At 44.5% G+C, this 14093-nt stretch carries 12 protein-coding genes; 3 read left to right on the top strand and 9 right to left on the bottom strand.

Features of this window, described 5'->3' with window-relative positions; translation table 11 throughout:
* Positions 1-25: 25 nt before the first annotated feature.
* On the top strand, positions 26-1159 hold the full coding sequence (locus ACKWCA_RS19370) for a hypothetical protein (RefSeq protein ID WP_413979886.1): 1134 nt from the start codon (positions 26-28) through the stop codon (positions 1157-1159).
* A gap of 2 nt (positions 1160-1161) precedes the next feature.
* Here ACKWCA_RS19370 and ACKWCA_RS19365 read toward each other — a convergent pair whose 3' ends face one another.
* The 9 genes from ACKWCA_RS19365 to nagB form a co-directional block, all read right to left on the bottom strand.
* A complete protein-coding gene (locus tag ACKWCA_RS19365) occupies positions 1162-2874 on the bottom strand; it encodes a sodium:solute symporter family protein (protein WP_413979885.1) in 1713 nt (570 codons plus the stop codon).
* A gap of 61 nt (positions 2875-2935) precedes the next feature.
* Positions 2936-3196, bottom strand: a complete 261-nt coding sequence (locus tag ACKWCA_RS19360; RefSeq protein ID WP_413979884.1) for a DUF4212 domain-containing protein — start codon at positions 3194-3196, stop codon at positions 2936-2938.
* Between the two features lie 52 nt (positions 3197-3248).
* Positions 3249-4325, bottom strand: coding sequence for an anhydro-N-acetylmuramic acid kinase (locus ACKWCA_RS19355; protein WP_413979883.1), 1077 nt, complete (start codon positions 4323-4325; stop codon positions 3249-3251).
* On the bottom strand, positions 4322-4990 hold the full coding sequence (locus tag ACKWCA_RS19350; protein ID WP_413979882.1) for a class I SAM-dependent methyltransferase: 669 nt from the start codon (positions 4988-4990) through the stop codon (positions 4322-4324). The genes ACKWCA_RS19355 and ACKWCA_RS19350 overlap by 4 nt, the downstream gene beginning before the upstream one ends.
* A gap of 11 nt (positions 4991-5001) precedes the next feature.
* A complete protein-coding gene (locus ACKWCA_RS19345; protein WP_413979881.1) occupies positions 5002-6561 on the bottom strand; it encodes a glycoside hydrolase family 3 protein in 1560 nt (519 codons plus the stop codon).
* Positions 6562-6568: 7 nt separating this feature from the next.
* Entirely contained in the window at positions 6569-7831 is a 1263-nt protein-coding gene (locus ACKWCA_RS19340; RefSeq protein ID WP_413979880.1) for an MFS transporter, read from the bottom strand.
* Entirely contained in the window at positions 7815-9368 is a 1554-nt protein-coding gene (locus ACKWCA_RS19335) for a glycoside hydrolase family 10 protein (protein WP_413979879.1), read from the bottom strand. The genes ACKWCA_RS19340 and ACKWCA_RS19335 overlap by 17 nt, the downstream gene beginning before the upstream one ends.
* Positions 9358-10299 carry a nitrilase family protein gene (locus ACKWCA_RS19330; RefSeq protein WP_413979878.1) on the bottom strand — a complete coding sequence of 314 codons (942 nt, stop codon included), beginning with the start codon at positions 10297-10299 and terminating at the stop codon, positions 9358-9360. The genes ACKWCA_RS19335 and ACKWCA_RS19330 overlap by 11 nt, the downstream gene beginning before the upstream one ends.
* Before the next feature lie 70 nt (positions 10300-10369).
* A complete protein-coding gene (gene nagB / locus ACKWCA_RS19325) occupies positions 10370-12319 on the bottom strand; it encodes a glucosamine-6-phosphate deaminase (RefSeq protein WP_413979877.1) in 1950 nt (649 codons plus the stop codon).
* A 174-nt stretch (positions 12320-12493) separates the two neighbouring features.
* On the opposite strand from nagB, the gene ACKWCA_RS19320 reads away from it, so the two are divergent.
* Complete coding sequence (locus ACKWCA_RS19320) at positions 12494-13243, top strand: DeoR/GlpR family DNA-binding transcription regulator (RefSeq protein ID WP_413979876.1); 750 nt, start codon at positions 12494-12496, stop codon at positions 13241-13243.
* 3 nt (positions 13244-13246) lie between these two features.
* On the top strand, positions 13247-14059 hold the full coding sequence (murQ, locus tag ACKWCA_RS19315; protein ID WP_413979875.1) for an N-acetylmuramic acid 6-phosphate etherase: 813 nt from the start codon (positions 13247-13249) through the stop codon (positions 14057-14059).
* Positions 14060-14093 lie beyond the last annotated feature (34 nt).

Below are 14093 nucleotides of genomic sequence, written 5' to 3'. Positions count from 1 at the left end.
GGTACAATTTTCCGTCTTTTGAATAATGAAATCCATAATACAAACATACCACCATATACCTCTAAAAATCGGAGCGTTGTTCCTCATGCTTACTTTGGGATGTACGAGCGATGCAGAACCGGAAGATATGCCCATGGAGGATGTGGTTTTCGACACCTCTGAAGCACGGGTATTTCAAATGGGATTCACCACCTGGCCCTTTGCGCCCACGCAGCTTGCGGTGGATGAAACGAATGCCTTTCTCATGGCAAACGGGGATATCTATTCCGAACATATCGACTCTGAAATCCCGTGGAGCGCATGGATCAACGATACGGACTTGCCCATTGCATTTACCGATATGGTAGCCCATCGAACCGCTAGGCGAACATCGGGAACCCGTATGACCCTATCGATCAGTTTGCTGAATTTAGATCGCAACGACCTGATGCCGGATTTTGATGGACAAAAGCCTGATTACACGGCATTGAATGATGAAACCATTGTAGAGGCCTATCACAAGCACGTACGGTATTTGGTTGCACAATTGCAGCCGGAATATCTGGTCATTGCCGTGGAGGTAGATGGACTTTTGAAAAATGCACCGGAAAAGTGGGCTGAATACAAACTGCTTATATCAAATGTGAAAAGTCGTATAAAAACAGAATATCCGACCTTGCCGATTGCCGAGTCGGTTATGTTGCACAATTTTTACAGACCGGATTATGATACCCAACAATCGGTTATCGATGAGGTAGGCAATTATGTCAACACCATGGATTTTGCGGCGATTAGCTTTTACCCTTTCCTAAAAGGATTACAGCGCACTTCAGAGGTGCAGCAGGCATTTGATTTTTTGCATGCTCATGTGGATGTGCCCATTGCGTTTGCTGAAACCGGACATTTGTCCGAGGATTTGAGCATTGAGGGTTTTGACCTTTTTATACCCGGAACGGAATCGGAGCAAGTTACTTATATGCAAACGCTATTCACCAATGCACAGGCGGAACACTACGAATACATCATCTGGTGGACCCACAGGGATTACGATCCGTTATGGGAAACATTTCCTGAAGATTTGAAGGATCTCGGAAAGATCTGGATCAGTACCGGAATTCTGAATGAGGATGGTGTGGAAAAACAGGCCTATTCGAGTTGGAAGGCCGCCTTCTCCAAATAGTCTTAATGATTAACCGCTTGTCCGGCACCACTTGGTATTCGAATATCCTCTACGATTTCTTGCACATCTTCTGGTGGGGCAGGGGTAAATTGTAATATGACAATCGACACCACGAAATTGACCAGCATGGCAATACTGCCGAAACCTTCAGGGGAAATTCCGAACCACCAGTCTTTTTGCAAGCCAGCGACGGCCGATTTTCCACCGTCGAAAATGCCGAATTTGAACTTAAGCATATAAAAGATCATCAAGGAAATACCGATGACCATACCGGCAATAGCACCCTCCTTGTTCATTTTTTTATAGAAGATACCGAGAACAATCGCGGGAAAGAAAGAGGCTGCGGCCAAACCGAAGGCCAAAGCGACCACAGCAGCAACGAATCCTGGTGGATTTATTCCAAAATATCCTGCAATAACTACCGCGACCACGGCGGACAGACGGGCTGCCAAAAGCTCCCCTTTTTCTGAAATATCGGGTTTGAAGACCTTTTTGATCAAGTCATGCGATACCGATGCGGAGATGACCAACAGCAGACCAGCTGCTGTGGAAAGTGCCGCAGCAAGGGCGCCCGCAGCGACCAAGGCAATGACCCAAGAAGGCAAGTTCGCAATTTCAGGATTTGCCAGAACCATGATGTCGTTATCCACGGTCAGCTCATTTTGTTTTGCATCAGCGACATATTGAATTTTACCATCCCCATTTTTGTCTTCAAAGGTGATCAGTTTTGTTTTTTCCCAGGTCTTAAACCATGCCGGCATACTAGCATACTCTTGATTGCTTACGGTGTTGATCATATTCGTCCGCGCAAAAACAGATACCGCAGGGGCGGTGGTGTACAATATGGCAATCAACAATAAGGCCCAGCCGGCAGACTTTCGAGCGTCTTTTACCCGTTTGACCGTAAAGAACCGCACAATGACATGTGGTAATCCGGCAGTACCTACCATCAAAGCCAGGGTAATCATAAAGACGTCGGTCACTGATTTGGAACCGTCGGTGTATTCGTTGAATCCTAATTCAGTGGAGAGACCATCCAATTTATCCAAAAGGTACATTCCCGATCCATCGTTCAATGTAGATCCCATACCCAATTGTGGAATAGGGTTTCCCGTCATTTGAATGGAAATGAAAATGGCTGGCACCATAAAAGCAAAAATGAGCACACAATACTGTGCCACCTGTGTATAGGTGATGCCTTTCATTCCTCCTAAAACGGCATAAAATAGTACTATGATCATACCGATGATGACGCCGGTATTGATATCGACTTCCAAAAACCTAGAAAATACGAGACCGACACCCCGCATTTGACCTGCAACATAAGTAAACGATACGATCAATGCACAGAACACGGCCACAATGCGGGCCGTTTTGGAATAATAGCGGTCGCCTATAAAGTCGGGCACGGTAAATTTCCCGAATTTACGGAGATAGGGGGCGAGTAAAAGGGCTAAAAGTACATACCCACCTGTCCACCCCATCAGATACACAGATCCATCATAACCGGCAAAAGCAATGATACCCGCCATGGAAATAAAGGATGCGGCCGACATCCAGTCGGCGGCTGTTGCCATGCCATTGGCAAGAGGTGATACACCACCCCCGGCAACATAAAACTCTTTGGTAGATCCAGCTCGAGACCAGATAGCGATACCAATGTAGAGAGCAAACGTGATTCCAACTAAAATATAAGTCCAGGTCTGAACGGTCATAGGTGTGGTTGTTTATCGTGAAAATGGTTTCCGTAGTTACTTCAAGAGTACGGTCTGTGTGCTACTCATTGTATCCGTATTTCTTGTCCAATTTGTTCATCAATCGTACGTATACAAAAATGAGGATGACAAATACATAAATCGCCCCTTGTTGCGCGAACCAAAAACCGAGTTTGAACCCTCCGATCTGTATGGTATCAAGAGCCTCTTTGAATAGGATTCCGGCCCCGTAGGAAACAGCGAACCAAATGCTCAAAAGTAGAAATAGGTACCTTACGTTTTCTCTCCAATAGGCCGAAGCCTTTTTCTGTTTGTCACTCATGATCAATTGGTATTGGCATTAGTTTTCTAAGATAGCGATTTCTACCTAATCCTTAGGCAGGCAAATAGATCACCCCGCTAGAGGAATCCCTTTTTGCACCGGTTACCGATTTCAAAACATTGATTTCCTTTTCGGCACGTAAGGCGCCCATAAGGGCAAAAACAAGTGCTTCCTTGAATTCGATAATTTCCCTTTCGGGTACAATGACTTCCGTGTGCCCCATGAGTTTTTTACTTAGGACCTCAATTAAAAAATGGTTCAAGGCTCCTCCTCCCGTAACGAATAAGGTATTCTGATCCTTGGTGCTATTCAGTTTAATCTGTTGTGCCACTTTTTCGCAAATATGATGCACAGAGGTATGTAATAGGTTTTCGGTAGTATCGTCACATGCTTCCACAATGGGAACCACCTCTTCAACGAACCATTCATAGCCGATTGATTTCGGATGCGGTAATAAATAATATCGCAATGCATTTAACTTCGTGAGCATCGCTTCGTTAATATGGCCGGAGCGTGCCAATGCTCCTTCATCGTCATAATCGAGATCGATTTTTCTGGTGATATAATTCAGGATCATATTCGCCAACCCGATATCATAGGCAATACGTTTGCCTTTTTGCACCAGCGATATATTACTGATCCCACCAAGGTTCAGACAGAAATCGTATTCTTCGAAAAATAGTTGATCACCGATAGGAACTAGAGGGGCACCCTGACCTCCTAGGGCCACGTCATTGGTCCTGAAATCACAGATAACTTTGTGACCGCAGGCGTTGGCCAAGTGCTGCCCCGAACCGATTTGGAATGTTAGCCCTTTTTCCGGTCGGTGGTGGGTGGTGTGTCCATGGCTTGCAATGTACTCCGGATCCAATTTTTCGGCTTCAATGAACTGCTTGACCTGTTCCCCCAGCCAGGTTCCATAAGTATTATGGAATTGCAACAGGTCTTCCGCTTTCAAGTAGATCGAATCTTTCAACTCGGTCTGCATGGCACTCGAATAGGCGATGCTTTTTGATTTAATGATTTCAAAGGACCAATTTCCTTTTGTGTTGCCAATATGACAATAACAAAGATCGAGACCATCCAAAGAGGTGCCCGACATGACGCCCAAAATTTTATGTTGCTTCATAGCTTGTATTGCAATATGAAAATCACCGAGAGTGGTGTATTTTCGTTTGTTCGCGTTTCCTTTATTTTTATGAGCTCTAGTCCTGATTCGGAAAAAACGACGCTCCAGTCTTCAAATGTTCTGGCAAACCATTTATGCCCATTGGTGAAATTGCCCGGTAACCCTTCCCAGGCGTTTGCTATCCACTGACTTTTATACCCCAGTTTCCGGTCTAGAAGGAAAAAGGGATGTATGGTCTGTATGACCAAATAGCCTTTAGGGGTAACCGACTTTCTGAGGTTCTTCAACAAGAGGTCCATACCCTCTTGTTGATAAAGGCAAAAATTGAATATTACGGCCTCAAATGGACTTTCGGGTATTTCTTCTCCCTGACTGATTTCGTCATAGGACATTTGGTAATAGGTCTCAGGTCCCTTCGTGCGTGCGTGCTCGATTAATTTTAAGGTCGCATCGACCCCGACGGATTTCTTGCCGATTAGGGTCATACTTCTTGTAAGCCAACCTTCCCCACATCCGCAATCCAGGATCGTAGTGCTGGGCAATTGAGAAAGTAATTCTATGATGGCGCTATTAGTAACGATTCGAGATGGTATTTCCTCCGAATCGATAATCTTAATCCATTCGTTAGCGTTTTCATCCCATGACTTTAATACTTTTTTTTCCATCAGGCCCTTCCTCAAAAAATAGATACCGGGAGTTTTCCCTCAGCGGCTAGTTTTCCTAAAAAATGCTCGGTCGCCGCGTCTTGGAACTCGGTAAAATCTTGATAGACCACTACGACCGCGGTTGCTTTTTCATACGATATATGTTGCAACATATAAGGATTCCCGAAAAGGTACACGACGACATTTTTCGTCTGGATCAGTTCATTGATAAAGTCAATTTCATCTTTGATGAAACCGAACCGATTCGCAGGTTTTACTTGCGGAGGTGTGAGCAATACCAAAATATCGGTTTCTTCCGCTACTTGCGATCGCATTTGTCGTATTTCTGACGGAAGGTCTTGCAACTTCGGCTGAGAGGCTGATCTTTTCAGGGTTAGTGTACAGAAATCGGTAGCCCTGAACTGTGCAATTGCACTTTCGCTTCCCCATAAAAGGGTCAGGCTCCTTTCTGCCAAAGTTTGATTCAATTGCTTGGGTTCTGTAAGTCTCGGGGTCTTCGAAACATCCCTCTCAATAGCTTTCTCCTTTAAAGCCCAAACGCGCTTGAAGCTTTCCTCAATCTGTTCGGAAGAAGCCTTTTGGAGAATGGTGGTTATACCTTCGGAGACGTTTTCCGCGAAACATAGCACATCGTTTCCGGCATCAAAAGCCAACCATTCGAGTTGTCCTTTTTCCGAATACTCCTTCGATACGGCATGCATATTCAAAGCGTCTGATATGACGACTCCTTGGTATCCCATATCGTTTCGCAAAAGGTCTTTGATAATTGCGGGTGAAATACTTGAAGAAGTGGTTTCGCCATTGGCCAAAGAAGGCACGGATAAATGTCCGACCATCACCGAGTCTACCCCTTTATCTATGATTTGCTGAAATGGATACAATTCGTTCGCCGTGAGTTCCGTTCTAGGTTTTTCAACTAAAGGAAGCCCCAAATGCGAATCCGTGGCTGTATCACCGTGTCCTGGAAAGTGCTTTATGCTGGTTAGAATGCCCTCACTCGCAGTACCCTTAATGAAGGCGAGTGCCTTTTCGGCAACTTTCAATTTGTCGGCTCCGAAAGACCGATATCCGATGACGGGATTGTTCGGATTGCTGTTCACATCGACACAGGGAGCCAAATTCCAATGTATTCCGGCGGCCTTGCAGTCTTTTGCAATATTTTTTCCTACTTGAAAAATCAGGTCATTGTTACCTTGAATGGCCCCTAGGGTTAATGCATAGGGGTATTGGGGAGTGTTTTCGATACGCATGGCCAAACCCCATTCGGCATCTATGGCAATGAGTAAAGGATATTTTGAAGCGTTTTGGTAACGTTCAATGAGTTTCTTGAGGGTCTCGAAACTAGCATCGTTGAAGACGACCTCTTTTTTTCCTTCATAATTTGTTGCCGCACTGGCCCTACTGTGAAAAAAGCAAAGCGAACCGATACCTTTTGTACGTATCAAATGCTCCAATTGTTCGATCTCCGCTTCGGAGTCATTGATAAAGGCCGCCGGCATAAACAATTGCCCTACCTTTTCGGCTCGGGAGAGTAGGCTATTGGCGGTTTGATAATCTGGGACTTTGTTCATATTCAGGTTATGTTTTTGACTTTCCAAAATCAGCTGGGTAATCTAAGTATTTCAACAAAACAAAAGCGGGCAATGCGGCCAGGACTACCCAAATAAAGAAACCATCGTAGCCAAGCCACTCTTGCATATAGCCGCTGATGAGTCCGGGCAACATCATTCCCAAGGCCATAAATCCTGTTGCTAAGGCATAATGCGAGGTTTTGGAAGCTCCTTCGGCGATGTAGATTAGGTAGACCATAAAGCCTGCGATTCCGAAACCATAGCCAAATTGTTCCACAATAACCGTTCCTGTGACGGCATAGATATTTGTCGTTTTGGTAATAGCCAGTAGGGCATAGAGGGCATTGGGCGCATTTAAGGAAATAAGCATGGGAAGCATCCATTTTTTTAGGCCTTGCCGCGATATGAGAATTCCCCCTAGGATTCCGCCAATCGTTAGAAAAATAACTCCGATGGTTCCATAGATGGTACCGACTTCCGAGGTGCTGTAACCCAAGCCTCCTTCCGAGGTGGGGTCCAATAGAAATGGAGAGGCCATTTTTACCAATTGGGACTCCCCAAGTCTAAAAAACAATATAAATGCCAAGGCCATACCCATGCCCGACTTCTTGAAGAATGTAGAAAAGACTTCCAAAAATCCTTTTGGCCTTTCTAGTGTAATCGCTTGTGAACTCTCAAATTTGGGGGCAACGAAAAAATTGGATATGGTCAAGATCAACATTAACAAAGCGGCACTAATCATGGTGTAGGACCAGGCTTTGGTATTGTCACCGTAATGCTCTTCCAATAAACCGGCCAAAACTACAAGGAGCCCTTGTCCTGTTACATTTGCCAATTTGTAAAAAACGCTCCTCAGCCCAACGAAAAAGGACTGTCGGTCCTCGGTAAGGCCGATCATGTAATAGCCATCCGTAGCAATATCATTGGTCGCGGAAGCAAAGGCTACCATCCAAAAACAGGCTAAACTAGTGACAAAAAAGATGTTCGTGGGCAGCGTCAGCCCGATAGCCAAAAGGGCTATGGAGGCTAATAATTGCATCCCTAAAAACCAATTTCGTTTGGTGCTTTTTAAGTCTACGAAGGGACTCCATAAGGGTTTGATGACCCAGGGAATATATAGAAAACTTGTGTATAGCCCGATATCCGCATTGCTGACACCTAGTCTTTTGTACATAATGACGGAGACGGTTACGACTAAGGCATAAGGTAATCCTTGGGCAAAATAAAGAGTGGGTACCCAAGCCCAGGCCCATTTATTCTTTTGGATCATTTGAATCGGTTTGTTTTAAATGTATGATTTTCGGCTCACTTTCCCGACCATTTTTATCCATAAATATAATAGCTATCCGTTTTTTGCCCTTCAGGAGATCGGAAGGTATCCGTATATGATCTTTGTCTTTGACAAATGACCGTTTCAACAACTTCTTTCGAACATAGTGGTCTTTCTTTACTTTTTGGCAGGTGTAGATGGTGGCATAATGGACCTGTTCTAAATGATCAAATTCAAGTAAGGTATGTTCTTTTTGATTTTGTATTGATTTCAACGCTGTCTTTTGCTCTTTGACCACTCTTGTTTTCTGTAGCTGAGGTGGTAAGGCTTTCTTTCTATAGAATTTCCTTTTGAGATGTTTAACTACATCTTTTGAATTGGTCATCAGACTTTTTGCACTAAAGAACACATTGCCGTTCACCTCGTCAGTATTTCGAGCGAGATGTATTTGATCGGGAAGTTCTTTCTTTTTGTTCCAAGCAGTATCGCTATTGTTCCTGATTTTATAAGGTCCGTTGCCGATGTAGAGCAGGGTATTGGTTGAATACTGTGACCACCAATTCACGATTTTTCGGTGTGAGGCTACTGGAAGTTCCATACTCCAATAGACCTGCGGAACAATATAGTCAAGCCATCCTTGTTCCATCCAAAGTAGGGGATCGGCATAAAGATTATCGAAGGTGGTCTGTCCCGCTTGCGTATCGGAACCTTTGGGGTCGGTCGATTGGTTTTTCCATACTCCGAACGGACTAACCCCAAACTGTACCCAAGGTTTCCGCGCTTTTATGGTCGCGTGGCTCTTCTTGATCAATGAATCGATATTGCTACGGCGCCAATCGCCGAGATCTTGATTCGGTAGGCTGCAATTGTAGTAGGTAATCGAATCGTTAAATACCTCGTCCTTGATAGTGTAAGGATAAAAGTAGTCGTCAAAATGAACGGCGTCGATATCATAAATTGATACGAGCTCATCGATAACCGATATCATACGTTCCTGTACTTGGGGAAGTCCTGGATCATAGTAATATTTTTTACCATATTTCAACATCCATTCCGGGTGTTGGTTGAAATCATGGGCGGTACTTAAGATATCGGTTTTGAGGTCGAAGGTGGCACGGTACGGATTGAGCCAAGCATGAAATTCCATTCCTCTATCATGCGTTTCGTCAATCATCCACTGCAGCAGGTTTTCTTGAGTATCGGGGGTCTTTCCTTCTTTTCCGGTCAAAAATCGTGACCAAGGGGCATAATCCGAAGTATAAAAGGCGTCTCCTGCCGTTCTCACTTGAACGATTGCTGCGTTAAAATTGAGGTCCTGATAAAAATTGAGAATGGTACGGTAGTCGGCTTTCTTTTTTTCGATGGCGTCCGTGCCTTTTTTTGGCCAATCGATATTGACTACCGTCGCCACCCAGAAGCCACGGAATTCCCTTTCGGGCTGTGGGACGGGTTTCCATAAGGCGCAGGAGGCGAAACTCAAAAAGGATAGCACTAACAGCCCTTTCTTTACTGTACCAATGTTGATTCTACGTCTCATTTGACATCCAAACCGGTTGAAGACTTGGTTGGTGTTCTTGCCCCAGAATGGCTTTGTACAATTCAGGTCTTCTCGCATTTTTGTATCTCCATCCGCCTGATAAGGGTATTTTGTCTTTCGTAAGTTTTGCAATAGTGATCTCATCTTCAAAACTTCTAATTTCCGATAAAATTTCGCCATATGGGTCGATGATCATCGAATTGCCATTTTTCAAATGCTCCCCATCATAGCCGATAGGGTTCATAAATGCGTAGTATACCCCATTATCATAAGCCCGTGCCGGTAACCAGCGCATCAACCATCTTCTTCCTTTAGGGCCATCGAACTCCAAACGCAATGACACGGGATCAATTTCACGGTTTTGCCATAGGTTGTCATCCACAAAACCTCTTCCGGGCATGGCGGAGGGGGTGCATCCCGTTACATGGGGAGCAAAGATGATTTCGGCTCCGAGAAGGGTGGTCGCACGCACATTTTCGACGATGTTGTTGTCATAACAGATTAAGACGCCACACTTCCAACCCAAAAGATCGAAGACCACATAATCATCACCTGCGCTCATATGGGGGTTGATAAACGGATGTAGTTTCCGGTATTTCGCAAGTAGTCCGTCTTTGGTCACACAGACATAGGTGTTAAAAATCTTGTCATTTTCCAATTCAACCAGGCCTGCTAGTATGGGAATGTCATAAGTTTTCGAAATAGCGATTAATTGTTGACAACTCGTCCCATAGGGTACTTTTTCGGCCAGATCGTGAATTTGGGAATAGGAGAAATCCTTGGTAAAGGTATAGGCGGTAACCGCCATCTCATGAAAACTGATGACATCGGCCCCTGCCAATTTTGACTTCTTTGTTAAGTTTTCAATTACCGATAAGTTATAATCGGTATCCCCATCTTTTGGGCTAAACTGCGCAACACCTAGGTTCATGTGCTCTACTATTTGATATATAAAAGGCCTACTTTTTTAGAAATAGGCCTTTGTAAGTTAAAGATTGAATTTAATCGAATTTGTGTCGCACGAACGCTTCCATAGCGGCATAGTCGGAAAGTCCCAATGCGCGATACCTGGCCGCAGTGTCTTTGTTGCGTTCTTCGGCGCGCATCCAGAATTCCCTCGAGTCGTCACCTTGGAACATCACACCATCTTTTTGTGATTGATGTGCAAAAATGGCGTTCCTTTTCTTCAGCACTTGACTTGGGCTCATCGGTACTGCCATTTCGATTTCGTTGACATCCCATTCGTGCCATGCCCCGCGATACAACCACAACCAGCAATCATCCATAAAGGGCTCTGATTTCAGGCGTTTCATTGCGGCGAAAACAGCATCGAGACATACTTTATGTGTGCCATGTGGGTCAGCTAGATCCCCTGCGGCATATACTTGATGGGGCTGTACTTCGGTAATCATGTCCATAACGATCTGGATGTCCGCTTCCGAAAGGTTATTTTTCTTAATGGTTCCCGTTTCATAGAAGGGGAGGTCCAAGAAGTGTACATTTTCATCCGGAAGTCCGAGGTATCTTGTGGCAGCAAACGATTCGCCTCTTCTGATATTTCCTTTGAGGCGTCTTACCTCAAGGGTGTCAAAGCTACTTTCTTTCTTGTTTTTTATGGCATCGATGATCGTTTCGGCTTCCTCAGAAGGACTGATATCCCTTGAAATTTCCGCATACCTTAACGCATCGGTATCCGAAACCGCGATATTTCCAGAAGTTTGGTACGCAATGTGTACCTCGTGGCCTTGTTCGACCAATCTGTCGAATGTTCCCCCCATGGAAATCACGTCGTCATCAGGATGAGGACTAAAGATAATGACCTTCTTTTTGGCGGGTTCGGCTCGTTCTGGTCTACTCGTATCATCGGCGTTGGGTTTACCACCCGGCCATCCCGTAATCGTATGTTGTAACCTATTGAACATTTTGATATTCAGGTCATAGGAGTCTTGGGCTGCCAATAAACCTGACATGCCATTATCATTATAATCCTTATCGGTAAGGCTAAGTATCGATTTGCCGGTTTCACCACACAACCACACTATGGCCTTTGCCGTCAGGCTCTCGGTCCATTCCAATGATTCGTCAACGAGCCAAGGTGTCTTGTTTCGGGTCAGCTCTGTTCCTGCACCGGTGTCCAATACAAACGTACAGTTTTTATGACCTTGTAAATAGGTGGCGGGTACTTGAGAAGAAACTACGCCCTCCACGGTTTTTTTGATGATATCCGCTTTGTTTTGTCCCCAACCTAATAGTACGATCCGTTTGGCTTTCATAACGGTAGCGATTCCCATGGTAATGGCTTTTCTGGGAACATTATCGATACCCAAAAATGCTGGGGCCGCATCCACACGTGTGATATGGTCCAAGGTGATTACACGGGTTCCGGAGTTATAGTGGGAACCTGGTTCATTAAAGCCGACATGTCCGGTACGACCGATACCGAGTAGTTGAAAATCAAGTCCACCAAACTGCTTGATGGCCCTTTCATAGGCCATACAGTAATCAATGACAAATTCACTTGCGACGGTTCCATCCGGAATATGGATATTCTCTCGCGGAATATCGATGTGATTGAACAAGTGTTCGTGCATGAAGTACCAATAGCTCTGACGATTGTCGGAATCCATCGGAAGGTATTCGTCGAGATTGAAGGTGACGACATTCGAGAAGCTGAGTCCTTCTTCTTTATGCATCCTTACCAATTCCTCATAGACCCGAATCGGTGATGAACCGGTAGCTAAGCCCAACACACAAGTTTTGTTGGCTTCTTGCTTTTTTCTGATCAAGGCAGCGATTTCTTGGGCCACTTTGATCGAAGCTTCATTGGAATCATCAAAAATTACATTGTGGATTTTTTCAAATCGAGTTTCCTCAAATTGTCCTACAGGTTTGAATGCGATATTCTTTCCTGGTTTTTCCCCTTTTGGTTTCATTGTTAAAGTTGCTATCATTAGTGTATGTGATAAAATTTAAACACTGCAAATGTAGGCAATAAAATGATATTTTGCAGTTTTTTGCCATTTATTTTGCAGCTTTATGCTTTTTTAACATTTAATTCAATTTCAAAATAGAAAAAAACGGCAAACTGAAATAATACCTATATTTGTATTTTGTAAGAGTGTATTATGCTTAAAGAAGAACGACAACAGACCATTTTGAACGAAGTGGAGTTGCATAACCGTATTTTGCTCACCGATATCGCCGAAACGCTTGATGTATCCATTGATACCGTTCGTAGGGATGTGAAAGAACTAGACGCAGAGCAAAAGTTACGCAAGGTCCACGGAGGAGCCGTCTCCCTTGGTTTCACGACGAACAGTACGCGAAACACGAATGTGTATGCCCTGAATGAAAAATTGATCATTGCTGAAAAAGCGAGCAGCCTCTTGAAGAGTGGGGGCGTAATTTTTATAGATGGGGGCACGACTTGTTTAGAGTTGGCGCGTATGATTCCAGATCATCTTGAAATCACCTGTTTCACCCTGAGTTTGCCCGTGGCCATGGAGCTTACCACAAAAGGGAATGTTACCGTGATCTTTGTGGGAGGTCAAATTTCCAAGGATTCCCAAATCTCCATCGGCGCCAACGCCATTCACAATTTGTCCGAAATCAAGGTCGATTATAGTTTTATAGGTACAGGATATGTCGATTCAACCTATGGTCTGACCGAATTCGATTGGGATATCGTACAGTTAAAAAAGGCAGTGATACAAGCTGCCAAGAAAACGGTATTGTTGTGCATTTCAGAAAAACTGAATTCGCAACATCGGTACAAGACCTGTGATATCAATGCTATCAATACCATGATTACCGAACTGCTCCCTGAAAACCAACTTTTAAACTCCTTTAGAAACCACGATATTCGAATTCTATAACCTATGAGCTATACTAAAATTACCGAAACCCCGTCAAACCATGACAATTTAGAACAGTTGGACACGGCGGTCTTACTTCAAAAAATGAACGAGGAAGATAAAAAAGTCGCCGATGCCGTGGCCCTTGCCATACCTCAAATTACGGAGTTGGTCGATGCCTTGGCCGAACGTTTTGAAAAAGGAGGGAGGCTTTTCTACATTGGCGCCGGTACCAGCGGTCGTTTGGGTATTCTTGACGCCTCTGAAATTCCACCGACCTATGGCATGCCCCATGAACGGGTAGTAGGCCTAATTGCTGGTGGTGATATCGCAATTCGAAAATCCGTTGAGCATGCAGAAGATGATAGCCAACAAGCTTGGTCGGATCTTATGGTCCATGAGATGACCGATTTGGATGTCGTTGTTGGTATTGCCGCCTCGGGTACCACGCCCTATGTCTTGGGTGGTATTGCCGATGCGAAGAAAAATGGACTTTTAACAGCCGGTATTACGAATAATCCTGGTTCTCCTCTGGCGGAGGTAGTGGATATCCCAATAGAAATGAACGTCGGGCCTGAGTTCGTTACAGGAAGTACACGTATGAAAAGCGGTACTTCGCAAAAACTGGCACTCAATATGATTTCGACGGCCTTGATGATCAGAATCGGCCGAGTAAAGGGAAATAAAATGGTGCATATGCAGTTGAGCAACAATAAATTGGTCGATCGTGGGGTACGCTATGTAGTCGAAGGTTTGGGTATTTCGTATGATGAGGCGGAACAGTTACTTCAAAAGCACGGCTCGGTTAAAGAGGCTATTGCCGCCGGAAAATCCTAATTTTGGATTCCTCCAATAGTTCCCAAAGGTTTTG

The organism is Maribacter corallii, from assembly GCF_047345415.1.
Classification (GTDB): Bacteria; Bacteroidota; Bacteroidia; order Flavobacteriales; family Flavobacteriaceae; genus Maribacter_C.
The sequence above is the reverse complement of the archived record's forward strand: the minus strand, read 5'-3'. Positions and strand labels throughout refer to the sequence as shown.